Origin of the sequence: Virgisporangium aurantiacum (assembly GCF_016863635.1) — a bacterium.
In the GTDB taxonomy this organism is placed as follows: Bacteria; Actinomycetota; Actinomycetes; order Mycobacteriales; family Micromonosporaceae; genus Virgisporangium; species Virgisporangium aurantiacum.
Map to the genome: position 1 here is coordinate 95,340 of NZ_BOPG01000049.1, position 23,375 is coordinate 118,714.

The following is a 23,375-nucleotide window of genomic DNA, read 5'->3' on the forward strand; positions in this document are numbered from 1 at the left end:
GACTCGGCCGGTCAGTCGTGAAGTTCGGCGGCCGTGATCCGGTACAGGGCCAGCGTGTGCAGGGTCTCGGTGCGCTCGTCCTCGGCGCGGAGGTAACCCGCGGCCATGGAGACCGGCCGGACCAGGCGGCTCGTCGGGGACCCGTGCGCGTCGACGTAACCCACCCACACCAGCGACTTCTCCCGTACGGCCTGCTGCAGCACCTGCATCGCCGTCGCGTGGGCGCCGTTGCCCGCCGAGCCGGTGCCCGGCGCGGTGCGCACGCTCTCCGGCGCCCGCCGCAGGGCCCGGGCCGCCGCCTCGCCGCGGCGCATCTGCTCCACCACGCCGGCCACCTGGGCCGGTCGTAGCTCCGGCATCGCCAGCGGGTCGTCGCGCCGGGTCGGCAGTGCCGGCCGGTTGGGCGCGCGCCGCGACCGTGGACGCGAGAGCACGGCCGCGCCGGTGGCGTCCTCCCGCACCGGGGCGTAGCCGGCGGCGCGGAGCACGTCGAGCAGGCGGCCCGGCGCGGCGACGGTCACCAGGACCGTGGGCGCCAGCCGCCGGAACGACAGCACCGCCAGCCGCTTGTCGGCGTACACCTCGGCGAGCAGCGTCTCGTCCTCGCTGCGCAGGTAGGCACCGGCGGTGCCGGCCCGCAGGCCGCCGTGCTTGCGGGCGACGTCGTCGATCAGGTAGGTCAGGGCCTGCGGCACGGGGGTGCGCGACCGCCGCTTGAACAGCGAGTGCAGATCACCGGCGGAGTAGCCGGCGTCGAGCGCGCGGCGCACCGAGGTGGGCGTCACGCGCAGCACCGAGGCCGACTCGGCGTCGGCGACCAGCGCGAGTTCGGCGGCGAGCGTCGGCTCGGGCGGGCCGGGGACGATCACCGACAGGTCGGCCTGCACCACGACCACGTCGACGGGCGCGGGCAGCAACGCCGCGAGCGCGGCGCCGGCGTCGGGCACCGGCCGGTTGTTGCGGACGCCCAGCGGATCCTCGGAGTCGGTCCGGCCCTCGACCTCCTGCAGCAGCAGCCGCGAGTAGCCGGTCAGGGCGCCGAGCCCGGTGATCCCGAGCGTCGCGGCCTCGGCCAGCACCGTCTCGGCCGGCACGGCCCGGGCGCGGGTGGTGCGGCGCGGCGCCCGCCAGGCCAGGATCTCGGCGATGGCGTCGGCGGGCGGTGCCGCGTTCTTCGGCAGCCCGGCGAGCACGTCGAGCACCGCCCGGCGGCCGGCCGGAGCGCCGAGGCGCTCGGCCTCCGCCGCGAGGGCGGCGATCGGCCGGTCGCGGTCGTCGCGCTGACCGATGAGGGACGCGCTGCGCGGCATCGCCAGCCAGGCGACCGCGAGGACGCGCCAGCGGTGTGCCAACGGCGAGACCTGCCAGCCGTCGTACGCGGCGGAGGGCAGGAAACCGGGATCGTCGTCACCGAGCAGGCCGGCCGCGTAGGTGACCTCCAACAACAGGGCCGCGTCACCCTCGCTGATCCCGGCGGTGCGGGCCACCCGGCGCAGGTCCCGGACGCCCATCCCACCCGCCCGCAGCACCGCCGCCGGTTCGAGCGCGAGCGCCTCCAGCAGCGCCTCGGCGACGCGCACCACCTCCAGCGCCTGCCCGGCACCGGCCCGGTCGGCGCCGTTGGCCCGCCGCGTCTCGACGTCGGGCGGCACCGGGTGCAGGCGGCCGAGCGGTCCGGAGTCGCGGCGCAGCAGCAGCGCCACCTCGCGCGGCAGCTCGACGGTGTCGTCGTTGACCTGCACCAGCAGGTGATGGTCGAGCAGCCAACGGATCGGCGAGTCGGCCGCCAGCGGTGGCACGATGACGCCGAGCGGTGGCCCGGCGGCGAGCCGGTCGAGGGCGGCCCGGGCTGGTTGCGGCGCGCTCAGCAGCGTGCGGCGCAGCCCCGCCGGGTCGTCGGCCAGTGCGGCGGCGGCCGGGTCGAGCTCGGCGGCGGGCCGGCCCAGCCCGGCCGGATGTGGGCTGACCTCGGTGACGGCGGGCACGACGGCCAGGTCGTGCTCCGGGCCGTAGACCAGTGCGCGGTCCCGGAGCGCCGCCAACGCGGGACGGGCAACCGCCGGCTCGGCACCGCACTGCGCGGCGATCGCGAGCACCGCGTCGAGCGACACCGGCGGCGGCAGGTACCGCACCGCGTCGAGGATCTCCAGCGTGAACCGGTCGAGCGAGTCGAGCGCACGGGCGACCGACAGGCGGGACTGGGCCCGGACGGCGAGCGTGGTGAGGTCGCCCGGCACCGGTACGACCAGGTCCGGGCGCAGCCGGACGAGCGCGGCCAGTCCCTCGTCACTCAGGCCGCGCAGATGATCAATTAACGTTCCCATCTCGACCTTCAAAGGTACCGCTGGCGCGGATCGCGGATGATGTTCGCGTGAGCGGCGATTCGAGCTATTCGAGCGAGGTTCTGTGAACCCTTACGGTCCCGGTGGTGGACCCAATCAGCAACCACCCCCGCGACGCCGGGGCTGGCTGCGGCGCAACTGGCCCTGGTACGACCGCTACTGCACCGCCCGCGACATGCGGCGGGCGCAGCAGGGACGGCGCGGGCGTCAACGTAACGACAGCGATGGCTGCGACCCCTGTGACGGTTGCGGCTGTGACCTGTTCCACCTGTCCACATTCCAGGTCCTCCTGCTCGCGGCGCCCACCCGCACGCCGCGGCGAAAGGTGACCGTACCCGCCCGGGCCGGGCTGGGCGCGATCCGCGGCTACCAGCGGTGGGTGTCGCACCGGCTGCCGACCGACTGCCCGCACACGCCGTCCTGTTCGCACTACGGGTCCGCCGTGGTACGCCGGTACGGGCTGTTCCAGGGCGCTCGGTTGGCGGGTGGGCGCATCGCCCGGTGCACGTCCACGGTTCCGCGTGGCACGGCCGATCCACCGCCCTGATTGTGGGAAACTATCCGGCATGTCTAACCCGCATCCTTCTACCCCTTCTGCCCGGCCCAAGCCGCGGCCGACCACCGGCGTAGCCCGGGGCCGGGCACAGGTTCCAGGAGCGCTCACGGCCGACCCGAGCGGGGAGATCGCGGTTCACGAGGAGGTCGGTCCGGCCGTGGCCGACCTCGTCGAACCCCACACCCCGGGCAGCCGCCTGCCGGTGAGCGAACTGTTGTTCCACCGCGCCGGCGCGGCTTCACCGTTCGGCGACGACCTGCAGTTCCCGCTTCCGGCCGGCGCTTTGAACTACCACCAATAGCCCCAGAAGTCGGTTGGAGTCCTCGGTGGTGATGGATAGCCTGAAACAGTCAGGAATCCATCACCACAAGCAGCAAGGGACTCACTGTGCCAACGGGTCGCGTCAAGTGGTACGACACCGACAAAGGCTTTGGTTTCCTCACCAGAGACGACGGCGGTGACGTCTTCGTGCACAAGGCCGCCCTGCCGGCCGGAGTCGAGGACCTCAAGAAGGGCCAGCGGGTCGAGTTCGGCGTGGTCGAGGGCAGCAAGGGCAACCAGGCCCTCCAGTTGACGCTGCTGGAGGCGATCCCGTCGGTCGCCCGGGCCCAGCGCCGTCCCGCCGAGGAGCTGCACGGCCTGATCGAAGACATGATCAAGGTGATGGAAGCGAAGATCCAGCCCGAGCTGCGCCGCGGCCGGTTCCCCGACCGGAAGACCGGCCAGATGGTCGCCAAGCTGGTGCACGCGGTGGCGAAGGAGCTAGAGGTCTGAGGCGGCGGGCACGAGCCCGGCGTCCGCCGCCCGGTTCAGCAGGCCGCGCACGGCCCCGTAGCCCTCGTCGCCCAGGTCGTGGGTGAACTCGTTCACGTAGAGCTTGATGTGCTGGTCCACCACGTCCTGCTCCATCTCCTGGGCGTGCGCCAGCACGTACTCCCGCGACAGTGACGGGTCGGCCCAGGCCCGGCGCACCGACTCGCGGATCCATCCGGTGGCGGCGGCCGCGTCGACGGCGCCGCGCCGGGCCAGGATCGCACCCAGCGGGATCGGCAGGCCGGTGGTCGACTCCCACCACTCGCCGAGGTCGACGACCGACGTCAGGCCGAACCGCGGGTACACGAACCGGGCCTCGTGGATCACCAGGCCGGCGTCGTAGGTACCGTCGGCCACGCCCGGCATGATCGACGCGAACGGCACCACCTCGATCGAGGCGGGCGACGCGGAGCCCATCCACAGCCGCATCAACAGGTACGCGGTGGTGCGGTCGCCGGGCACGGCGACGCGCAGCCCGTCGATCGATCGCAACGCCGAACGGGCCAGCAGCAGCGGCCCGCACCCGCGCCCGAGCGCGCCGCCGCACGGCAGCAGTTCGTAGCGGTCGAGCAGCCACGGCAGCGCCGCGTACGACACCTTCACCAGATCCAGATCGTCGGTGACCGCCAGCGTGTTGGTGACATCGACGTCGGCGTAGCGCACCTCGACCGTGGGCGCGCCCGGAACGAGCCCGTGCGCCAGCGCGTGGAACGTGAACGTGTCGTTGGGGCAGGGCGAGATCGTGAGGTTCACCCGTCCAACGTAGCGAGCGCCGCGCCCACCTCGGCCAGCGCGTCGAGCGCCGGTCCGATCCGCCACGCGGCCCGGTCGCGCGGGCCGACCGGGTTCGAGATCGCCCGGACCTCGCCGAACGGCACCCCGGCGAGCGCGCACGCCGTCGCCACGCCGAAGCCCTCCATGCCCTCGGCGACCGCGTCGGGGTAGCGCTCGGCGAGCGCCTCGGCCCGGGCGGCGGTTCCGGTGACGGTCGACACGGTCAGCACGGCGCCGCGCACGGCGTCCGGAAGGATCTTGAGGTCGGCGGTGGGCAGGCTGGTGGCTCCGAAGCCGAGGTCGTCGAGGGTGAGGAAACCGCCGGGTGAGTCGGCCCCGAGGTCGGCGGCGACGCTCCGGGTGGCCACCGCGAGGGCGCCCAATTGGATACGCGTGACCAGCCCCCCGGCAATCCCGGCGCTCAGCACGGTGGTGATGCCGGGGTTCCGGGCCAGGTACCACGCCGTACCGGCGGCGGCCGCCGCCGGGCCCACCCCGGCCGCGAGCACCTCGACCGGCGCACCGGTGGGTACCCCGCGCAGCACGGCCGCCCGTTCCGCCTCGACGGCGGTCACCACGAGGATCACGAGCGCCCCGACGGCCGGTACAGGTGGAAGCTGGGCGGCTCGTCGTCGTCGGCGTCGTCATCCTGGTTGTAGAACTGGTCGGCCTCGACCGGCATCGGCAACGTGCGGGTGCGGCCCGCGTCGCGCTGCGGCAGCGTCCTCTCCGGGGCGGGCGTCGCGGGCACCACAGGTTCCGTCGGCGGCTCGGCCTTCGGCGGGGCCTTCTGCGTCGGCAGGTCCTTCACGGGCGTCTTCGCCGTCGAATCGGCGCGGTCCGGTTCGGGTTCCGGCGCTGCGCCCGTCAGCTTGTCTTTTCGCAGTTTGCCGGCCGACCACATGGCACGCGCGGCACCCAGCGCGAGCCCGACGAACATCGCGACCATGCCCCAGCGGCCCGGGAACGGGATCAGGCCGAGCGCGCCACCCGCGACCCACGCCACCATCAGCAGCGTCTCGCTGTGCGCGAACGCGCTGGCCCGGGTGCGTTCGTCGGTGCGTTCCTGGATCACCGCGTCGACCGCGAGCTTGGCCAGGCCGCTGGCCAGCGCCGTCACCAGGCACAGCAACGCGATCGCCGGCAGCGTGAACGACCAGGCGGCCAGGCCCGCCGCGGCCAGCGTGAGCAGGATGCCGACCGCCTGCAGCACCGCCGGCCGGCGGATCCGCAGCACCGACCCGACCGCGGTCGAGAGGAACGTGCCGGCGCCCAGCGCGACCGCGAGCAACGCGATCGCGGCGGTCTCGCGCACCCGCGTGCCGCCGAGGGTGAGGTCGAGGTCGCCCGCCCGGACGCTGAACGCCAGGTAGAGGGCGAGGAAGCCGTAGATCGCGCGCAGGATCGCCGTGCCGGAGATCGAGGCGACGATCAGCGGCGCCGACAGGATCTTGGCGCCCTTGCGCCGCTTGATCAGCTGGAACGGGCGCGGGATCGACTCGGGCGCCTCGGAGTCGGCCCTCGGCGGCAGCCGCAACGCGGTGACCATGCCGTAGAGGAAGACGAACGTGGCGATCCGCAGCGGCCACTGCTGGCCGAACGTGGCGGCCGCGAGAATGCCGAGGGGTGCCACGACGGCGCCGGCGACCGTGCCGAACAGGCTGGCCCGGGCGTTCGCCGCGCTCAGCGTGAGGCCGGGCGGCAGCAGCCGCGGCACGGCGGCGCTGCGGGCCACCCCGTACGCCCGCGACAGCACCAGGACGCCGAACGCCGCCGGATAGAGGGCGATGTCGTCGAGGTTCTCCGAGATCAGGTAGGCCAGGAACGCCCGGCCGAGGAACGTGGTAGCCAGCGCGTACCGGCGGCCGTGCCGGAACCGGTCGAGCACCGGCCCCACCACCGGCGCCAGCAGCGCGAACGGCAACATCGTCACCAGCAGGTACAGCGCCACCTGGCCGCGCGCCTCGCCGGCCGGTACCGAGAAGAAGATCGTGCCGGCCAGGCCGATCGCGATGAGCGCGTCGCCGGCGATCGAGGCGGCGTGCAGGTCGAGCAGCCGGATCATGCCCGGTTCCTTGGCACCGCCGGCCGTGCGCGCCCGTCCGACGCCCCGGCCCAGGGTGCGGCCGACCGCGGCGATGCCGACGAGAACCCCCCGCGCGAGGCCTCCGAGCATGCGGAAGACGCCGGCCAGAACGTCCATCAGCGCCATACGGTGCATCCTCTCCGATGTTCGTCCAACGGTAGGGAACAATGGGTGGTCTGACGAGTGGGTGCCTGTGCGACGCGCGGAAAGGCGGCGGCATCGTGACGACGAGCGTTCGAGTGGCCCGGGGGCGGGCTCCGAAGCTTGACCAGGTCTGTGCCGATGCGGTCGGGCAGGCCCGCGGTGGCGTCGACGGGATCGATCCGGACTACGTCGGTGAGCACCTGGAGGCCGTGGCCGAGGCCGAGCGGGTCGTGACCCACCTGTTCGAGTGCCTGCAGCCGGGTTACCGGGGCTGGCGCTGGGCCGTCACGGTGGCGCGCATCCCGCGCAGCCGGCACGTCACGGTGTGCGAGTCGGTGCTGCTGCCCGGCCCCGACGCGCTGGCCGCTCCGCCCTGGGTGCCCTGGCAGGACCGGCTGCAGCCGGGCGACCTGGGCGTCGGCGACATCCTGCCCACCGCTCCCGACGACGACCGGCTGATGCCCGGGTACGTTCAGAGCGACGATCCGGCGGTCGACGAGGTCGCCTGGGAACTGGGCCTCGGCCGTCCCCGGGTGCTGTCCCGCGAGGGCCGGGCCGACGCCGCCCAGCGCTGGTACGACGGCGACAACGGACCCGCGTCACCGATCTCCGCGGCGGCACCGACCACGGCCCGCTGCGGCGGCTGCGGGTTCTACCTGTCGCTGGCCGGTGCGATGCGGCAGGTCTTCGGCGTGTGCGCGAACGCGTTCGCCCCCGACGACGGCCGGGTGGTGAGCATCGACCACGGGTGCGGCGCGCACTCCGAGATCCTGGTGGAGCCGGTGGCGGTGGTGGCCGAACTGCCGACCGTCTACGACGACAGCGAGGTCGACCAGGTCACGGTCCCGAAGCCGGCCGGCTCGGTGGAAGGCGCCGAGGAGCCCGCCGAGTCCTACGGCCACAGCTAGCTGGCGGCCTGGCGGCGTTTGCGGCGGGCGTCGTAGCGGATCATCGTGAGCGTGCCGGGAATGCCCCACAACAGGCCGGCCACGCAGATCCAGAACCAGGACTCGTGGCTGTGCCGGAACGGCACCATCACCAGCAGTGCGACCAGCCACGCCGCCATGCCGCCGAGAGCGAACGGCAGCATCGGCGGATCGAGCGGCTCGAGGGTGCGGAGCTCAGGGGCCTGAGCGGCCTGCGACTGCGGAATACCCGTCCCCGACACGATCGCCAGCGTAGCGCCGCGAGGGTGCCATTCCCGGCGTCCGGCCGGGCGCGGTGATCACACTCACAGGTCGTTAGCCATGCTTATTAGTTAAGCTAACAAATATGGTGATCAAGCACGGTGAACGGAGCGCGACCACGGCCGCACCGCTCGCCGGCGCCCTCCGTGACGCGATCATGCGGCTCAACCGCCGGTTGCGGCAGGCCAGGCCGGTCGGCGACCTCACGATGTCGCAGATTTCCGCGCTCACCACGCTCGGGCTCGCCGGTGTGCTGAGCCCGCGTGAGCTGGCCGAGCAGGAACGGGTCCAGCCGCCGACGATGACCAGGATCGTCGCCAAGCTGGAGGACCGCGGCCTGGTGCAGCGCACGCCGCATCCCACCGACGGCCGGCAGGTGGTGCTGTCGGCCACCGAGGCCGGCCGGGCCGCCGTGGTCGAGCACCGCCGGGCCGGCGACGCCTGGCTCGCGCAGGCCCTCGGAGACCTGCCCGAGCACGACCGCGAGACGCTGCGGCGCGCCGCAGACCTGCTGGACAAGATCGCTCGGGGGACTCCGGGCCAACAACGGAACTGAGGAGGCGCATCCCGAGTGCGGGCTGTATTCCGGTCTCTGCGCGTCAGGAACATGCGGTTGTTCACCGCCGGTCAGATCACGAAGCTGGTCGGCGTCTGGATGCTTTTCATCGCCCAGGACTGGCTCGTTCTCGATCTCACCGACAACTCCGCAACCGCACTCGGCCTGGTGACGGCGTTGCAGTTCACGCCCGTCCTCCTGCTGACGCTCTACGGCGGCAAGCTGGCCGACCGGTTCGACAAGCAGAAGCTCCTCGTGCTGTGCAACTGCGTGTTCGCGGTGCTCGCGCTCGGGCTGGGTGTTCTCATCGCGACGCACCTGGTGGTGTTGTGGCACGTCTACGCGTTCGCGGCCGCGGTGGGCATGACCTCGGCGATCGAGACGCCGACGCGGCAGGCGTTCTGGTCCGAACTGGTCGAGCCCGAACTGCTGCCCAACGCGCTGTCGCTCGGCTCCGCCACGTTCAACGTCGCCCGCCTCGTCGGCCCGGCGATCGCCGGTGTGCTGATCGCCTGGATCGGCACCGGCCCGGTGATCCTGGTGACCGGCGTGATGGCCATCCTGGCGGTGCTGCTGCAACTGCGGATCCGGCCGGCCGACCTGCTCCGCAAACCGCCCGGCAACGTCGCCGCCCGCGACGCCCGCGTGATCGACGGTCTCCGGTATGTCTGGGGCCGGCCCGATCTGGTGCTGGTGATGACGCTGGTGCTGGTGCTCGGCCTGATGGCGTTCAACTTCCAGCTGACCCTGGCCGTGCTGGCCAAGACCGTGTTCCACACCGGTGCCGAGGCGTTCGGTCTGATCACGTCGGCGCTGGCCGCCGGAGCCCTGTGCGGCGCGTTGGTCGCGGCGCTGCGGCGCAACCGTCCCTCGGTGTACGCGGTGCTGCTCTCGGCGATCCTGTTCGCGACGTTCGAGACGGTGCTCGGGTTCGCGCCGACGTTCTGGCTGGCGATCGTGCTCGCCGTACCCACCGGGTTCTTCATGATCTACTTCGCCCAGGCAGCCAACCAGCGGGTCCAGCTCGGCGTCGACCCGCAGTTCCGGGGCCGCGTCATGGCGCTGCACGTGCTGGTGTTCTTCGGGACGACCCCGGTCGGCGCGCCGCTCATCGGCTGGATCGCCGAGGAGTACGGCGCCCGGGCGTCGATCTGGCTGGGTGGGCTGGCGTCGCTCGCCTGCACGCTGGTGGTGGCGCTGGTGCAGCTGCGCCGGTCGCACGCCACGGTGCTGCTGCACCTGCGGCCGCGGCCGCACCTGCACGTCACCGAGCCGGGCAGCGACGGCTCGCCGGCGCTCGAACTGCGCATGCCCGCGACGGTCAGGTGAATGACAGCCGGCGGGAGAAATGTCGTACTGGTGTGGTTAGTTAGGCCACATGGAGTGGAGCCGGTTCCTGGAGTGCCTCAGCGCCGACGTCGACCGCTTCCGTGAGGTGTCGGCCAAGGATCTCGGCGCACCGGTGCCGAGTTGCCCGGGCTGGTCGGTGGCCGATCTGGTGCGGCACGTGGCCGTGGTCTACCTCCACAAGGTCGAGTGCCTGTCCCAGGGCAGGTCGCCCGACCCGTGGCCGCCGCCGGGGTCCGCCACGGCCGAGCCGCTCGCGCTGCTCGACGGGGCGTGGCCCGAGCTGCGGGCCCAGTTGTGGGCGCGCACCCCGGAGTCGGCCGCCTACACCTGGTACGAGCCCGACCAGACCACCCGGTTCTGGGCCCGTCGCATGGCGCAGGAAACCGTGATCCACCGCATCGACGCCGAGTTGGCGCTGCGCACCGCCGTCCAGCCGGTGCCCGCAGATCTCGCGGTCGACGGCATCGACGAGGTGCTCGTCGTGTTCCTCGAGTACGCGTCGAAGACCTGGTGCGACGACTTCGGGCCCGATCTCGCCGAGGCCGACGACCGGTCCGTGCTGATCTCCGCCGGTGGCGCCGGCTGGCTGGTGCGGGCCGCCCCGTCCGGGGTGAGCGTCGAGGCCGGCATCGGGTCCGGCCTGGTGGCCGCCGACGCGGCGGTGCGCGGCGAGCCCGGTGCGATGTTGCGCTGGCTGTGGGGCCGCGGCAGCGGCGGCGTCACCGTCGACGGCGACAAGGACCTGGTCGGTCGGCTCCGCCGGCTACTGGTCACCGCCACACAGTGATCACGTCGTTACCGCAACGCTGCAACGAGGTGGCCGTCTCTGGTAGCGCCGCGCCGCCCGGCGGGCATAACCTCAGAGGGTGGCCGTGCTCCGCGCACTCCTCATCCTCGCGGTCGTTTCCGCGCTGGCCACGCTGCCCTGCCTGATCACGCTGCTGCTGTCGGTCGGCTGGCCGCGGTTCCTGCGCCGGCGTGGGCGGCTGGTCGCACCCGGCGGGTCGATGAACCGGCGCGACCGGCGCCGGCTGGCCCGGCTCGACAAGTGCTTCGGCGCCGACCCGACCCCGCAACTCACCCCCGACACGCTGCCGATCGAGAAGGTCGCCGCCGACCTGCGGCGGCTGCGCCGTCAACGCGCCGGCATCGCGCAGCGCTCGCCGGTCTGGCGGGCGGCGATCGAAGACGCGTACGACGACCGGTTGCGCCTGGCCTGCGAGCGGCTGGGCATAGACGAACACCTCACCGAGCTGTCCGGCTTCGACCGGGAGATCGAGCGGGTGCGGCTGGAGGGTGAGCTCGAAGCGGCCGGCATCACGCTGCACGGCTACGAGGCGGCGGCCCAATAGTGCGGTTGTTCGTGGCGGCGTTTCCACCGCCGGGCGTGCTCGCCGATTTCGTGTCACACGTGTCCACGTTGTGCTGCGGTGAGCCCCGGCCGCCGGGCGGTTCGCTGCGCCTGGTGACGCCGGAGCGCGTCCACCTGACGTTGACCTTCATCGGCGAGGTCGACGACGACCGGCTGCCCGTGGTGGAGGCCGCCGTGGCCGCGGGCGTCCGGCGCTGGGCCGGCGCCGGCCGGACCGGCTCCGTGAAGAAGGACGAGAAGCGGAAGGTGCCCCGGCTGCGGATCGGTGGCGGCGGGCGGTTCGGGCGCGGGAAGTTCACGGTGGTGTGGGCCGGCGTCCGCGGCGACACGACCGCGCTCGGCGACCTGGTCACCGACCTGCGGCAGGAACTGCGGACGGCGAAGGTGCCGTTCGACGTCAAGGCGCACCGGCCGCACGTGACCGTGGCCCGTCCGGGTGACCGCCTTGCCGACGAGCAGGTCGCCTGCGATCTGGCCGCGCTCGGTAGCTACGAGGGCCCGGAGTGGTCGGTCGAGTCGATCGACCTGGTGCGCAGCAACCAGGGTCCGAACATCACCTACGACCGGCTGTCGGCCTTCCCGCTCGGGTAGAGCGTGCGGATGTCGACCACCCGGTCGACCTTGACCGCCTCGGCGAGCCGGCGGTCGTGCGTCACGATGATCAACGTTCCCGGATAGTCGGCCAGCGCCGATTCGAGCTGCTCGATCGCTTCGAGATCCAGGTGGTTGGTCGGCTCGTCCAGGATCAGCGCGTTGACGCCGCGCGCCTGCAGCAGCGCCAGCGCCGCACGCGTCCGCTCGCCGGGTGACAACCGCGCGGCGGGACGCAGCGCCGCGTCGCCGGCCAGCCGGAACTTCGCGAGCAGCGTGCGCGCGTCGGCGACGTCGAGGTCGGGTGCGGCGCCGCGCACCACGTCGACCACCGGTTCCTCGGTGGCGAAGATGCGCCGGCTCTGGTCGAGTTCGCCGAACACCACCGACGGGCCGGCGTAGCGGGTGCCGGCCCGCAGCGGTTCGCGTCCCATGATCGCGTCGACCAGCGTGGTCTTGCCGCTGCCGTTCGGGCCGGCCAGCCGGATCCGCTCGGCCCAGCCGACGGTCAGGTCGAACGGCCCGAGCGTCACGCTGCCGCGCGTGACCACCGCGGCCTTGAGATCGACGACCACCGCACCCGGCCGCGCCGCCACCCCGATGCTCAGCTGCAGCTTCCACGGCTCGCGGACGTCGTCGGGCGCGTCGGCGTCGAGCCGTTCGATCGCCCGGTCGGCCTTTGCCGCGCCGGCGCCCGACCGCTGCGCGCCCTGGATGTGGTGGTGCCGCACGTGTTTGTCCGGATCGGTGGCGTTCCGGGCGGCCCGCTGCGCGCCCGACCGGGCCCACTCCCGCTTCTGGCGGGCCCGGTCGACCAGGTTCGCCCGCTCCGCCTCGTAGCCGGCCCGCGCCTCGACGGCCCGGTTGCGGCCGGCCTCCCGCTCGGCGACGTACGCGTCCCACCCGCCGCCGTACTCGGCGACCTGCCCGGTGAACTCGTCGATCTCCACCACCGTCTGCACGGCGGTGGCCAGGAACGCCCGGTCGTGCGACACGACCACGAGCCCCGCCGGTATCGCGAGGACCCGTTCCTCCAGCCGCCCGAGGCCGTCGTCGTCGAGGTCGTTGGTCGGTTCGTCGAGCAGGAGCAGGTCGGGCTGGGCGAGCAGCACCGCGGCGAGTGCGAGCCGGGCCTTCTGGCCGCCGGAGAGCGCCGCGGCGCCTCGGTGCAGGAGGTCGTCGGGCAACCCGAGGTCGGCGATGACGGTTGCGGCCCGCTCGTCGAAGTCGGCCCCACCGAGGGCGAGCCAGTCGTCGAGCGCGGCGCCGTAGTCATGTCCTTCGGGACGCTGTGCGGCGAGCGCCTCGGCGGCGGCGTCCATGCGTTGCTGGGCCTGTGCGACATACGTGCGGCGGGCCAGGTGATCGCGGAGCGACTCGGCGCCCTCGATCACCGGTTCCTGGGCGAGCCGCAGCACCGTGGCGGTGGCGGGCGCGCGGATTACCTCGCCCGACTCCGGCACCAGGTCGCCGGCGAGCACCTTGAGCAGCGTGGACTTGCCCACCCCGTTGGGTGCGACGATGCCGATGCGGTCGCCGGTGGCGACGGTGAGCGTCACCCCGGACAGCACCCGGCGGGCGCCGAATCCGACCGAGACATTTCTGAGCATGATCTGGCCGGACATGACCGCCAGTCTTGCGCGCCCGGCAGGTGGGCGGCCAGCGAATTAGGGTCGGGGAATGGAGTACACGAACCTCGGTCGGACCGGGCTGCGCGTCTCGCGGCTGTGCCTGGGCACCATGAACTTCGGGCCGAAGACCACCGAGCCCGACAGCTTCCAGATCATGGACAAAGCGCTCGAACTGGGCTTCAACTTCTACGACACCGCCAACGTCTACGGCTGGAAGACCGGCGAGGGCATCACCGAGAAGATCATCGGCAACTGGTTCGCCCAGGGTGACGGCCGCCGCGACAAGGTCGTGCTCGCCACCAAGGTGTACGGGAAGATGGGCGACGGCCCGAACGACCAGGGCCTCTCGGCGCGGCACATCATCCAGGCGTGCGAGGCGTCGCTGCGCCGGCTGCAGACCGACCGGATCGACCTGTACCAGATGCACCACATCTCCCGCACCACGCCGTGGGAGGAGATCTGGCAGGCGATGGAGACGCTGGTCGCGCAGGGCAAGGTGGTCTACGTCGGCTCGTCGAACTTCGCCGGTTGGCACCTGGTGCAGGCGCAGGAGGCGGCGGCCCGCCGCAACTTCCTCGGCCTGGTGTCGGAGCAGCCGATCTTCAACCTGCTCACCCGGCACGTCGAACTGGAGGTGCTGCCGGCGGCCGAGCGGTACGGCATCGGCGTCATCCCGTGGTCGCCGCTGCACGGCGGCCTGCTCGGCGGCGCGCTGCGCAAGATCGCCGAAGGTAAGGCGGGCCGCTCGGCCGAGGGCCGCTCGAACGACGCGCTCGCCCAGCACCGGCCGGCCATCGAGGCGTACGAGAAGCTGTGCGCCGACCTCGGCCACGACCCGGCCGACGTCGCGCTGGCGTGGGTGCTCAGCCGTCCCGCGGTGACGGCTCCGATCGTCGGCCCGCGGACGATCGAGCAGGTGGAGGCGTCGTTGCGGGCCTTCGACGTGACGCTCGACCAGGAGACGCTCACCAAGCTCGACGAGCTGTTCCCGCCGATCGGCAAGGGTGGCCCCGGCCCGGAGGCGTGGGCCTGGTGAGCTAGGACGATTCGCGCGCGGGTGCGCCGCCGAACAGCACGTCGTCCCAGCTGGGGAGGCGCTTGCGCGGCTTGTCGTCGCCCCCGCGCGCGGGGCCCTCGGGCTGCGACTTCAGCCGGGGCCGCAGCACCGCCAACGACGGCACCGACGGCGAGTCGACCGGGCCGTCGGGGTCGTCTTCGAACGGTGACGAGGTGGGCACCGGCGCCCCGATGAGGGCGGCCGCCCCCCGGGCCCGGCGCGGCGGCTCCTGGTTCGCGACCTGTTCGGCCGCTGCGACCTCCCGGGGCGCGCCGAGCGGCCGCTCCAGCGACGCGAGCAGCGCGTCACGCCCGGAGCGGATCGGGTCGGGACGGGTGGCCCGGCCCTTGTCGAGCGCGGCCGGCTGGTTCTGCGCGGCCGTGCCGTCGGACGTCGACGGCTCGGCCCCGGATTCCGGCCTGCCCTCGGGGCGCAGCCGGTCGGGGCGGGAATCCGAGCGGCCGGAGTCGGGCCGCAACGGGTCCGGGCGCAGCCGGTCGGGGCGGCCGGAGTCCGGACGGCCGGAGTCGGGCCGCAACGGGTCGGGCCGGCGGGTGTCCGGACGCAGCCGGTCGGGCCGGAGCGGGTCCGGCCGGTGCTGGTCGGAACGGTGCTGGTCGGGACGGGTGAGGGCGGCCGGCTCGGCCGGACCCAGGCCCCGTCCGGGCCGGTCGCGGCGCGCCGTGTCGGCAGCCGGACGCATCACGTCGTGGCCGCTCCGCATGGCTTCGTACCGCGGGTCGCCCCGGCCGGGCACCGCCGGCGCCGCCTCGACGGAACCGGGAGCCGGCCGCTCGGCGCACAGGTACTGGGCCATGTCGTCGTGCGGCGTGACGTGCTGACGGGCCTTGTCGAGCTCCCACACCGCCTGCGCGGTGGCCTTGCCGCTGGGCCAGCGGGCGATGACCCGCCAGGTGCCGTCGTCGCGGCGGTAGGCGTCCCAGGAGATCTTCTCCGCGTCGATGCCGTGCTGCCCGAGCCGGGAGTCGACGACCTCGGCCAGCGAGGCGCCCTTGGGCGACGAGCGGAGCTTCGACCGGCGGGCGTGCTGGGCGAGCATGGCCCGCTCCTGCAGCACCGGGCCGGCGTAGCGGAGCACCCGGTCGACCGGCACACCGGCGACCCGGGCCACCTCGTCGGCGGATTCACCGGCGCGGATGCGGGCCTGGATGTCGCGCGGGGAGAGCGAGGACGCGCCGGTCTCGGAGGTCGGTGCGGGTGCCGGGCCCGAGCCGGGGGTGCGTTCGAGGCGCAGTGCGGTGGACACGCGGTCGTCGATGGGCAGCGCGAGGAGTCGGCCCACCTCGTCCGCGAGCACGAACGCCTGTCCGTCCTCGGAGAGGGCGACGAACCGGACCGGCCGCATCGCGTTCCTCCGTCCGCAATCGCAGCTGCACCGCCCGCACGGCTGCTGTCTCAGGACCCCACAGTACGGGCCGAACAGCGTACGGGCGGTGCGACACGCGGCCTAGAGGCGCTCCACCACGTAATCGATGCACGTGGTCAGTGCTTCGACGTCGGCCGGATCGACGGCCGGGTACATCGCGATGCGCAACTGGTTGCGGCCGAGCTTGCGGTAGGGCTCGGTGTCGACGATGCCGTTGGCCCGCAGGGCCTTGGCGATCGCCGATGCGTCGACGCCGTCGACGAAGTCGATCGTGCCGACGACATTCGATCGCAGCGCCGGATCGGTGACGAACGGCGTCGCCACCGAGGACTTCTCGGCCCAGCCGTACAGGACCGACGCGCTCTCCGCGCTGCGCCGGACGCCGAAGGCGAGCCCGCCGTTGGCGTTCAGCCAGTCGGTCGTCTCCGCCGCCAGGAAGATCGTGGCCAGCGCGGGCGTGTTGTAGGTCTGTTCGAGGCGGCTCTGCTCGACGGCCGTCGCCAGGTCGAGGAACGCCGGCGTCCACCGGTTCGTCGCCTTGATCTCCTCGATCCGGGCGATCGCGGCGGGCGACATCAGCGCGATCCACAGGCCGCCGTCGCTGCCGAAGGCCTTCTGCGGCGCGAAGTAGTAGACGTCGGTCTCGGTGAGGTCGACGTCCAGGCCGCCGGCGCCGGACGTGGCGTCGTGCAGCATGAGCGCGCCCGGGTCGGCGCCGACCACGCGCCGGACCGGAACCGCGACGCCGGTGGACGTCTCGTTGTGCGGGGTGCAGTAGGCGTCGATGCCGTCCTCGGCGACCAGGTCCGGCGCCGAACCCGGGTCGGCCTTGCGCACCGACGCGGGGCCGAGGTGCGGTGCGGTGTCGGCCGCCTTGGCGAACTTCGCGCCGAACTCGCCGAAGTTGGCGAACTGCGCCCGGTGGCGGATGAGCCCGAACGTGGCGGCGTCCCAGAACGCGGTGGTGCCGCCGTTGCTGAGGATGACCTCGTAACCCTCGGGCGCGCCGAACAACCGGGCGATGCCCTGCCGCAGCCGCGCGACCTCGTTCTTCACCGTCTTCTGCCGGTGTGAGGTACCGAGGAACGTGGTGGACACGGAGGCCAGCGCCTCGACCGCCTCGGAACGGACCTTGCTGGGTCCGCAACCGAACCGACCATCGGCCGGCTTGAGTGCGTCGGGAATCTGGATGCTCTCGGCCACGGGGAAATCCTCTCGGGCGACGGTTACCCCGAGAATCCTGCCATCTTCGGCAGGAAGGCCCGAAATTCAGAACCCCCGAAAGCAGTAGACGTCACACGCCGTGGGGAATCTCGGCCCACCCCTCGACCTCCTGCGGCTTGCGCGGGGCCGGGCCCACGTACGTGGCCGACGGCCGCACCAGCCGGCCGAGGCCGTGCTGTTCGAGGATGTGCGCGCTCCACCCGGCCACCCGGGCGCAGGTGAACATCGAGGTGAACATGTGCGCCGGTACCTCGGCGAAGTCGAGCACCACGGCCGACCAGAACTCGACGTTCGTGGCGAGCACCCGATCGGGCTTGCGGGCCTGCAGTTCCTCCAGCGCCGCCTTCTCCAGCGCCTCGGCCACCTCGAAGCGGGGCGAGCCGAGTTCCTTCGCGGTGCGCCGCAGCACGCGGGCGCGCGGGTCTTCGGCCCGGTACACCCGGTGGCCGAAGCCCATCAGCCGCTCGCCGCGGTCGAGCGCGCCCTTCACGTAGGCGGTCGCGTCGCCGATCCGTTCGACCTCGCCGAGCATGTGCAGCACCCGCGACGGCGCACCGCCGTGCAGCGGGCCGCTCAGCGCCCCGATCGCGCTGGAGATGCAGGCCGCGGCGTCGGCGCCGGTGGAGGCGACCACCCGGGTGGTGAACGTCGACGCGTTCATCCCGTGCTCGGCCGCGGAGATGAAGTACGCGTCGACGGCCTTGACGTGCCGCGGATCGGGTTCGCCCCGCCACCGCTTCATGAACCGCTCGACGATCGTGGTCGCCTTGTCGATCTCCTTCTGCGGCACCGCCGGCAGGCCGAGACCGCGCGCCGACTGCGCCACGAACGACAGCGCCGTGACCGATACCCGCGCGAGGTCCTCGCGTACCTGGGGAGAGTCGATGTCGAGCAGTTGGCCGAGCCCCCAGTAGGGCGCCAGCATCGCGACCGCCGACTGCACGTCGACCCGGATGTCGCCGGAGTGCACCGGCACCGGGAACGGCTCGGCCGGCGGCAACCCGGGCCCGAACCGCCCGTCGACGAGCAGCGCCCACACGTTGCCGAACGACACCTGACCGATCAGATCTTCGATGTCGACCCCGCGGTACCGCAGCGCGCCGCCCTGCTTGTCGGGCTCGGCGATCTCGGTTTCGAAGGCGACCACACCTTCGAGGCCCGGTTTGAAATCGGACATCGTGTACTCCCAGGTCAAACGGCGCGGCGGTGACAACTCTATTGCGAAAGCTATGTGGTTCCGCACATCTTCACGCATTTCGTTGACGTAACGGAAGGATGTCAGCGTGACACATGGCACATCTGAAGACCCGCTGGCCCGGATGCGGCGCGAGTACTCCGGAGCATTGACAGAAGACGATGTGACGGTCGGATGGCCGGAGCTGTTCTCCGCCTGGCTCGCCGCGGCCGTGGCCGCTGACCTGCCCGAACCGAACGCCATGGTGCTCGCCACAGCCGATGGGCAGGGCCGCCCGAGCGCGCGTACGGTGCTGCTGAAGGGCTACGACGAGCGGGGGTTCGTGTTCTACACCAATTACAACTCCCGCAAGGGCGTCGAGCTGGCCGCCAACCCGCACGCGAGCCTGGTGTTCCTGTGGCTGCCGGTGTCGCGCCAGGTGCGCGTCGAGGGCACCTGTTCACCGGTGAGCCGGGCCGAGACCGAGGCGTACTTCGCGCTGCGGCCCCGCGGCTCGCAGCTGGGTGCCTGGGCCAGTCCGCAGTCGGCCGTGGTCGGGTCGCGGGCCGAGCTCGACGAGGCGGCCCGCGCCGTCGAGGAGAGGTTCGCGGAGACGCCGGACGTGCCGCCGCCCCCGCACTGGGGCGGCTACCGGGTGCGGCCCGACACGGTGGAGTTCTGGCAGGGCCGGCAGGACCGGATGCACGACCGGATCAGGTACAGCCGCGCAGCGGATGAGTGGAAAGTGGAGCGACTCGCACCTTGAGCCTCTTGGGCTTCGTCAAAAAGCACGCGATCGACGTCCGGGCGCTGCGTTATCCGGCGTTCCGCCGGTTGTTCATCGGTAACGCGGTCTCGTTCATCGGGTTCCAGTTCACGGCGGTCGCCGTGCCGGTGCAGATGTACGCCATCACCGACTCGTCGCTCTGGGTCGGGCTGATCGGCATCGCCGGGCTCGTCCCGTTGCTCATCTTCGCGCTCTGGGGCGGCGCGGTCGCCGACGTGCGCGACCGCCGCTCGGTGCTCCTGGCCAGTTCCACCCTCATGTGGACGGCGACGCTCGGCCTCCTCGTCCACGCGCTGAGCGGCGTCGACAGCCCGCAGGTGCTGCTCGGCCTGGTGGCGGTGCAGTCGGCGGCGTTCGCGATCAGCTCGCCCACCCGGTCGGCGATCCTGCCGCGCCTGGTGCCGGCCGAGGAGGTGGCCGCGGCGAGCACGCTCGGCTTCACCGTCTCGAACATCGGACAGGTGCTCGGGCCGCTGGGCGCGGGGCTGGTGCTCGCGCACGGCGACTTCGCGCTGGCGTACGGCGTCGACGCGGCGCTGTTCACGGTCGCGATGTGGGCGGCGCTGCGGCTGCCGGAGATGCCGCCGGCCGTGCGCGCGCCGGACGCACCCACGAGCCGCCTCGGTGACCTCGTCGACAGCCTGCGTTACCTGCGTCACCAGCCGGTGCTGCTGCTCACGTTCGCGATCGACATCGCCGCGATGGTGCTCGCGATGCCGCGGGCGGTCTTCCCCGAGGTGGCGGCCGAGCGGTTCGGCGGCGACAAGGCCGTCGGCTGGCTCTACAGCGCGATCGCGATCGGTGCCGTGGTGGCCGGGCTGGGTTCGGGCTGGGTGACCCGGGTGCGCCGGCAGGGCCTGGTCATCGTGGCCGCGGTGGTCGGCTGGGGGCTCGCGGTGGCGGTGGCCGGCCTGGCGCCGGCGCTGTGGCTGGCGGTGCTCGGGCTGGCGCTGGCGGGCGCGGCCGACCTCGTCAGCGCCGCGTTCCGGCAGACGATCCTGCTGACGTTCGCGCCCGACGAGATGCGCGGCCGGATGCAGGGCGCGTTCATCGCGGTCGTGGCCGGCGGGCCGCGCCTGGGCGACCTGCGGGTCGGCGCGATGGCCGCCACCACCGGCGCGACGGTGGCCTGGGTCAGCGGCGGCGTCGCGGCGGCGGTCGTCGCGGTGCTGCTCGCTGTGGCGTACCCGGCACTGCTCCGCTACACCGTGCGCGAAGCCGAAAGGTAGGGTGCCGTTTCATGGACGCCGCGACCGAAACCGTCCCGTCACTGTCCGGTACCGAGTGGGTGATCTCGTCCGACGACCATGAGGCCGTCGTGGTCGAGGTGGGCGGTGGGCTGCGGGCCTACCGGCACGGCTCGGAAGATCTGGTGGACGGATATGAGCCCGGCGAGCTGTGCCCCGGCTCCGCCGGAAAGGTACTGACGCCCTGGCCCAACCGGGTCCGCGACGGCCGGTACGAGTTCGGCGAGGTCGGCCAGCAACTGCCGATCACCGAGGTGGCCCGGCACAACGCCATCCACGGGCTGGTGAACTGGGTCCGCTGGACGGCCACGGCGGTCGAGCCCGACGCGGTGACGCTGGAGCACGAGGTGGTGCCGCAGCCCGGCTATCCGTGGCCGCTGTTGCTGCGCACCCGCTGGGCGGTCGGGCCCGACGGGCTGACGGCCACCCACGAGGCGACGAACACCGGCGTGAAACCGGTGCCGTTCGGCCTGGCGACCCACCCGTACCTGCGGGTGCCCGGCGTGGCCGTCGACGACGTGGTGCTCGAGGTGCCCTGCCAGAGCCGCGTGCTGGTCGACGGCCGGCTGCTGCCGATCGGCACGGCGAAGGTCGCCGGCACCGAGTACGACTTCACCACCGGTCGGCGGATCGGCCCGGCCGTCCTCGACACCGCGTTCGGCGAGGTCGACGCCGGCGACAACGCCCGCAGCGTGGTCACGCTGCGCGGCCCCGACGGCAGGGGCGTCGCGTGCTGGGCCGACGACGTGTTCCGCTGGTGGCAGGTGTTCACCGGCGACACGCTGCACGGTGAGCGGCACCGCCGCTCGATCGCGGTCGAGCCGATGACCTGCCCGCCCGACGCGCTGCGATCCGGCAAGGACGTCATCACGCTCCAGCCGGGGGAGACCTGGCGGGGCACGTGGGGGATCATGCCGGTCTGATGGAACTCGACCGCGTGATCAAGCGTCGGCGGATGGTCCGCAACTACGACCCCGACCGGCCGGTTCCGCCCGAGGTGGTCGACCGGCTGGTCGACTACGCGATCCGGGCCCCGTCGGCCGGGTTCTCGCAGGGCTGGGGCTTCCTGGTGCTCGAAACGCCGGACGATCGCGAGCGATTCTGGACGGCCTGCTCGCCCGAGGTCACCACCTCGTGGTCGGACGGCATGCGCCGGGCGCCGCTGATCGTCGTGCCGCACTCCAACCGCGACACGTACCTCTCCCGTTACGCCGAGCGCGACAAGGGCTGGACCGACCGCGACGAGGCCCGCTGGCCGGTGCCGTACTGGGACATCGACGCGGGCTTCGCCAGTCTCCTGATTTTGCTGGGGGTGGTCGATGCCGACCTCGGCGCGTGCTTCTTCGGCATCCCGCCCGACCGGTTCGACGCGTACCGGAGCGCGTTCGGCGTCCCGGCGGAGTTCACGCCGATCGGCGCGATCACCGTCGGATTCCCGGCGCCCGACCGCCGCTCGCCCTCGCTGGCCCGCGGTCGCAAGCCCGTGACGGAGGTCGTCCATCGCGGACGGTGGGGTACGTCGTACTGACCGTTGCGAATCGGTGAAATGTCTGCCTCGGTCGGTACCCTGATCACTGGTGTTGTGCAACAGTGCCTGCTGGTCCACGAAAGGGAGGTGCCGCAACTTGATCTTCAAAGCTGTCCGGGACGGCCGGCCCTACCCGGATCACGGAACGACGATCAAGGATTGGGCCCAGATCCCGCCCCGCCAGGTTCGCCTCGACCAGCTCATCACCACCAAGCGCGAGCTGGCGCTCGACCGGCTGCTCGCCGAGGATTCCACGTTCTACGGCGATCTCTTCCCGCACGTGGTCGAGTGGCAGGGCGCGATGTACCTGGAAGACGGTTTGCACCGGGCGCTGCGCTGGGCACTCCAGCAACGTACGGCGATCCACGCCCGCGTGCTGGTTCTTCCCCGGGAGTCCGCCTCATGACCGACCTGCTGGGCCTCGACGAGCAGCACTCCGAGGAGGAGCTGCAGATCCGCGCCGTCGTGCGCCGGCTGGTCGACGACAAGGTGCGCCCCAACGTCGCCGCCTGGTACGAGGAGGGCCGGGTGCCGGTCCGCGAGCTGGCCAAGGAGTTCGCCCAGGTCGGCCTGCTCGGCATGCACCTGGAGGGCTACGGCTGCGCCGGCGCCTCGGCCGTCGCGTACGGGCTGGCCTGCCTAGAACTCGAAGCGGCCGATTCCGGCGTGCGCAGCCTGGTGAGCGTCCAGGGGTCGCTGGCCATGTACGCGATCTGGCGGCACGGCAGCGAAGAGCAGAAGCAGCAGTGGCTTCCGGCGATGGCCGCGGGCGACGCCATCGGGTGCTTCGGCCTCACCGAGCCCGACCACGGCTCCGATCCCGGTTCGATGGCCACCCGCGCCCGCCGCGACGGCGACGACTGGATCCTCACCGGCGGCAAGATGTGGATCACCAACGCCCCGGTCGCCGACGTGGCGGTGGTCTGGGCCCGCGCCGAGGAGGGTGTCGTCGGCTTCGTCGTGCCGATGAACACGAAGGGCGTCTCCGCGCGCGAGATCACGCGGAAGATGTCGCTGCGCGCGTCCAGCACGGGCGAAATCGTATTGGACGCCGTGCGCCTGCCCGCCGACGCTCAGTTGCCCGGTGCGCGGGGCCTGAAGGCGCCCCTGAGCTGCCTCACCGAGGCCCGGTACGGGATCGTGTGGGGGGCGCTGGGTGCCGCCCGCGAGTGCCTCGACGTCACCCTCGACTACGCCAGGACCCGCGAGCAGTTCGGCCGCCCGATCGCCGGCTTCCAGCTCACCCAGGCCAAGCTCGCCGACATGGCGGTCGAGTGGGAGAAGGGCTACCTGCTGGCCCTGCACCTCGGCCGGCGCGCCGACGCCGGAAAGCTGGAGCCCCACCAGGTGAGCGTCGGCAAGCTCAACAACGTGCGCGAGGCGCTGACGATCGCCCGCCAGTGCCGAACGATCCTGGGCGCCAACGGCATCAGCGGTGAGTATCCGGTGCTGAGGCACGCCAACAATCTGGAGAGCGTTCTCACATACGAAGGCACCAGCGAGATCCACCAACTGGTGATCGGCCAGAAGCTGACCGGCCAGAACGCGTTCGCCTGACAGTTCGGCGTC

General features: G+C 72.4%; 25 protein-coding genes. 16 read left to right on the plus strand and 9 right to left on the minus strand.

Annotation, left to right across the window (positions count from 1 at the left end; translation table 11 throughout):
- Positions 1–11: 11 nt before the first annotated feature.
- Positions 12–2,324 (minus strand): helicase-associated domain-containing protein, encoded by a 2,313-nt coding sequence (locus Vau01_RS37120; RefSeq protein ID WP_204003390.1) that lies wholly within the window; start codon positions 2,322–2,324, stop codon positions 12–14.
- 82 nt (positions 2,325–2,406) lie between these two features.
- On the opposite strand from Vau01_RS37120, the gene yidD reads away from it, so the two are divergent.
- The 3 genes from yidD (at position 2,407) to Vau01_RS64785 (ending at position 3,672) form a co-directional block, all read left to right on the plus strand.
- On the plus strand, positions 2,407–2,889 hold the full coding sequence (gene yidD, locus Vau01_RS37125) for a membrane protein insertion efficiency factor YidD (RefSeq protein WP_204003392.1): 483 nt from the start codon (positions 2,407–2,409) through the stop codon (positions 2,887–2,889).
- Between the two features lie 19 nt (positions 2,890–2,908).
- Entirely contained in the window at positions 2,909–3,199 is a 291-nt protein-coding gene (locus tag Vau01_RS37130) for a hypothetical protein (protein ID WP_204003394.1), read from the plus strand.
- An 86-nt stretch (positions 3,200–3,285) separates the two neighbouring features.
- Complete coding sequence (locus Vau01_RS64785; RefSeq protein ID WP_204003810.1) at positions 3,286–3,672, plus strand: cold-shock protein; 387 nt, start codon at positions 3,286–3,288, stop codon at positions 3,670–3,672.
- Here Vau01_RS64785 and Vau01_RS37140 read toward each other — a convergent pair.
- The 3 genes from Vau01_RS37140 to Vau01_RS37150 are packed head-to-tail and all read right to left on the minus strand — an operon-like array spanning position 3,661 to position 6,697.
- A complete protein-coding gene (locus Vau01_RS37140) occupies positions 3,661–4,464 on the minus strand; it encodes a 1,4-dihydroxy-6-naphtoate synthase (protein WP_373320356.1) in 804 nt (267 codons plus the stop codon). The two genes, Vau01_RS64785 and Vau01_RS37140, sit on opposite strands and share 12 nt — an antisense overlap.
- Positions 4,461–5,072 carry a futalosine hydrolase gene (locus Vau01_RS37145; protein ID WP_204003397.1) on the minus strand — a complete coding sequence of 204 codons (612 nt, stop codon included), beginning with the start codon at positions 5,070–5,072 and terminating at the stop codon, positions 4,461–4,463. The genes Vau01_RS37140 and Vau01_RS37145 overlap by 4 nt, the downstream gene beginning before the upstream one ends.
- Positions 5,069–6,697 carry an MFS transporter gene (locus Vau01_RS37150; protein WP_373320357.1) on the minus strand — a complete coding sequence of 543 codons (1,629 nt, stop codon included), beginning with the start codon at positions 6,695–6,697 and terminating at the stop codon, positions 5,069–5,071. Before Vau01_RS37150 ends, Vau01_RS37145 begins: the two co-directional genes overlap by 4 nt.
- A gap of 41 nt (positions 6,698–6,738) precedes the next feature.
- Between Vau01_RS37150 and Vau01_RS37155 the strand changes: the two genes are divergently transcribed.
- Complete coding sequence (locus Vau01_RS37155) at positions 6,739–7,623, plus strand: DUF3027 domain-containing protein (RefSeq protein WP_204003402.1); 885 nt, start codon at positions 6,739–6,741, stop codon at positions 7,621–7,623.
- Here Vau01_RS37155 and Vau01_RS37160 read toward each other — a convergent pair.
- A complete protein-coding gene (locus tag Vau01_RS37160) occupies positions 7,620–7,883 on the minus strand; it encodes a DUF2530 domain-containing protein (RefSeq protein ID WP_373320358.1) in 264 nt (87 codons plus the stop codon). The genes Vau01_RS37155 and Vau01_RS37160 overlap by 4 nt on opposite strands.
- A gap of 104 nt (positions 7,884–7,987) precedes the next feature.
- Here Vau01_RS37160 and Vau01_RS37165 point away from each other — a divergent pair, with 104 nt between their 5' ends.
- The 5 genes from Vau01_RS37165 (at position 7,988) to Vau01_RS37185 (ending at position 11,771) form a co-directional block, all read left to right on the plus strand.
- Positions 7,988–8,458 (plus strand): MarR family winged helix-turn-helix transcriptional regulator, encoded by a 471-nt coding sequence (locus tag Vau01_RS37165; RefSeq protein ID WP_204003404.1) that lies wholly within the window; start codon positions 7,988–7,990, stop codon positions 8,456–8,458.
- Between the two features lie 51 nt (positions 8,459–8,509).
- On the plus strand, positions 8,510–9,787 hold the full coding sequence (locus tag Vau01_RS37170; RefSeq protein ID WP_204003407.1) for an MFS transporter: 1,278 nt from the start codon (positions 8,510–8,512) through the stop codon (positions 9,785–9,787).
- A 49-nt stretch (positions 9,788–9,836) separates the two neighbouring features.
- Complete coding sequence (locus Vau01_RS37175) at positions 9,837–10,595, plus strand: maleylpyruvate isomerase family mycothiol-dependent enzyme (RefSeq protein WP_204003410.1); 759 nt, start codon at positions 9,837–9,839, stop codon at positions 10,593–10,595.
- A 79-nt stretch (positions 10,596–10,674) separates the two neighbouring features.
- Positions 10,675–11,160 (plus strand): hypothetical protein, encoded by a 486-nt coding sequence (locus Vau01_RS37180; protein WP_204003413.1) that lies wholly within the window; start codon positions 10,675–10,677, stop codon positions 11,158–11,160.
- A gap of 11 nt (positions 11,161–11,171) precedes the next feature.
- Positions 11,172–11,771, plus strand: a complete 600-nt coding sequence (locus Vau01_RS37185; RefSeq protein ID WP_204003416.1) for a 2'-5' RNA ligase family protein — start codon at positions 11,172–11,174, stop codon at positions 11,769–11,771.
- Here Vau01_RS37185 and Vau01_RS37190 read toward each other — a convergent pair.
- Entirely contained in the window at positions 11,738–13,396 is a 1,659-nt protein-coding gene (locus Vau01_RS37190) for an ABC-F family ATP-binding cassette domain-containing protein (RefSeq protein WP_204003419.1), read from the minus strand. The genes Vau01_RS37185 and Vau01_RS37190 overlap by 34 nt on opposite strands.
- A 55-nt stretch (positions 13,397–13,451) precedes the next feature.
- Here Vau01_RS37190 and Vau01_RS37195 point away from each other — a divergent pair, with 55 nt between their 5' ends.
- A complete protein-coding gene (locus Vau01_RS37195; protein ID WP_204003421.1) occupies positions 13,452–14,438 on the plus strand; it encodes an aldo/keto reductase in 987 nt (328 codons plus the stop codon).
- Between the two features lies 1 nt (position 14,439).
- Here the strand turns inward: Vau01_RS37195 and sepH are convergent, their stop codons facing one another.
- The 3 genes from sepH to Vau01_RS37210 form a co-directional block, all read right to left on the minus strand.
- Positions 14,440–15,825: a septation protein SepH gene (sepH, locus tag Vau01_RS63830; protein WP_239152164.1), complete on the minus strand. Its 1,386-nt coding sequence runs from the start codon at positions 15,823–15,825 to the stop codon at positions 14,440–14,442.
- 102 nt (positions 15,826–15,927) lie between these two features.
- Positions 15,928–17,049, minus strand: a complete 1,122-nt coding sequence (gene serC, locus Vau01_RS37205) for a phosphoserine transaminase (protein WP_239152165.1) — start codon at positions 17,047–17,049, stop codon at positions 15,928–15,930.
- Positions 17,050–17,140: 91 nt separating this feature from the next.
- Positions 17,141–18,247 carry a citrate synthase 2 gene (locus tag Vau01_RS37210; RefSeq protein WP_204003424.1) on the minus strand — a complete coding sequence of 369 codons (1,107 nt, stop codon included), beginning with the start codon at positions 18,245–18,247 and terminating at the stop codon, positions 17,141–17,143.
- Between the two features lie 142 nt (positions 18,248–18,389).
- Here Vau01_RS37210 and pdxH point away from each other — a divergent pair, with 142 nt between their 5' ends.
- The 6 genes from pdxH to Vau01_RS37240 all read left to right on the plus strand — a co-directional run bounded on the left by pdxH (position 18,390) and on the right by Vau01_RS37240 (position 23,363).
- Positions 18,390–19,010, plus strand: a complete 621-nt coding sequence (pdxH, locus tag Vau01_RS37215) for a pyridoxamine 5'-phosphate oxidase (protein WP_204003816.1) — start codon at positions 18,390–18,392, stop codon at positions 19,008–19,010.
- Positions 19,011–19,015: 5 nt separating this feature from the next.
- On the plus strand, positions 19,016–20,260 hold the full coding sequence (locus tag Vau01_RS37220) for an MFS transporter (protein WP_239152166.1): 1,245 nt from the start codon (positions 19,016–19,018) through the stop codon (positions 20,258–20,260).
- Positions 20,261–20,271: 11 nt separating this feature from the next.
- A complete protein-coding gene (locus tag Vau01_RS37225) occupies positions 20,272–21,201 on the plus strand; it encodes an aldose 1-epimerase family protein (protein ID WP_204003430.1) in 930 nt (309 codons plus the stop codon).
- Entirely contained in the window at positions 21,201–21,806 is a 606-nt protein-coding gene (locus Vau01_RS37230) for a nitroreductase family protein (RefSeq protein ID WP_204003433.1), read from the plus strand. Before Vau01_RS37225 ends, Vau01_RS37230 begins: the two co-directional genes overlap by 1 nt.
- 97 nt (positions 21,807–21,903) lie before the next feature.
- Positions 21,904–22,212, plus strand: a complete 309-nt coding sequence (locus tag Vau01_RS37235) for a type II toxin-antitoxin system VapB family antitoxin (protein ID WP_204003436.1) — start codon at positions 21,904–21,906, stop codon at positions 22,210–22,212.
- On the plus strand, positions 22,209–23,363 hold the full coding sequence (locus Vau01_RS37240; protein WP_204003443.1) for an acyl-CoA dehydrogenase family protein: 1,155 nt from the start codon (positions 22,209–22,211) through the stop codon (positions 23,361–23,363). The genes Vau01_RS37235 and Vau01_RS37240 overlap by 4 nt, the downstream gene beginning before the upstream one ends.
- Positions 23,364–23,375 lie beyond the last annotated feature (12 nt).

Excerpts from the sequence above, each read along its gene's own strand:
- Vau01_RS37225 (WP_204003430.1), top strand. The coding sequence starts at position 20,272 with ATGGACGCCGCGACCGAAACCGTCCCGTCACTGTCCGGTACCGAGTGG.
- Vau01_RS37120 (WP_204003390.1), bottom strand. The coding sequence starts at position 2,324 with ATGGGAACGTTAATTGATCATCTGCGCGGCCTGAGTGACGAGGGACTG.
- Vau01_RS37240 (WP_204003443.1), top strand. The coding sequence starts at position 22,209 with ATGACCGACCTGCTGGGCCTCGACGAGCAGCACTCCGAGGAGGAGCTG.
- pdxH (WP_204003816.1), top strand. The coding sequence starts at position 18,390 with ATGCGGCGCGAGTACTCCGGAGCATTGACAGAAGACGATGTGACGGTC.
- Vau01_RS37230 (WP_204003433.1), top strand. The coding sequence starts at position 21,201 with ATGGAACTCGACCGCGTGATCAAGCGTCGGCGGATGGTCCGCAACTAC.
- Vau01_RS37130 (WP_204003394.1), top strand. The coding sequence starts at position 2,909 with ATGTCTAACCCGCATCCTTCTACCCCTTCTGCCCGGCCCAAGCCGCGG.
- Vau01_RS37150 (WP_373320357.1), bottom strand. The coding sequence starts at position 6,697 with ATGGCGCTGATGGACGTTCTGGCCGGCGTCTTCCGCATGCTCGGAGGC.
- Vau01_RS37170 (WP_204003407.1), top strand. The coding sequence starts at position 8,510 with ATGCGGTTGTTCACCGCCGGTCAGATCACGAAGCTGGTCGGCGTCTGG.
- Vau01_RS37175 (WP_204003410.1), top strand. The coding sequence starts at position 9,837 with ATGGAGTGGAGCCGGTTCCTGGAGTGCCTCAGCGCCGACGTCGACCGC.
- Vau01_RS37155 (WP_204003402.1), top strand. The coding sequence starts at position 6,739 with ATGGGTGGTCTGACGAGTGGGTGCCTGTGCGACGCGCGGAAAGGCGGC.
- Vau01_RS37195 (WP_204003421.1), top strand. The coding sequence starts at position 13,452 with ATGGAGTACACGAACCTCGGTCGGACCGGGCTGCGCGTCTCGCGGCTG.
- Vau01_RS37190 (WP_204003419.1), bottom strand. The coding sequence starts at position 13,396 with ATGTCCGGCCAGATCATGCTCAGAAATGTCTCGGTCGGATTCGGCGCC.
- Vau01_RS37210 (WP_204003424.1), bottom strand. The coding sequence starts at position 18,247 with ATGTCCGATTTCAAACCGGGCCTCGAAGGTGTGGTCGCCTTCGAAACC.
- sepH (WP_239152164.1), bottom strand. The coding sequence starts at position 15,825 with ATGCGGCCGGTCCGGTTCGTCGCCCTCTCCGAGGACGGACAGGCGTTC.
- Vau01_RS37165 (WP_204003404.1), top strand. The coding sequence starts at position 7,988 with ATGGTGATCAAGCACGGTGAACGGAGCGCGACCACGGCCGCACCGCTC.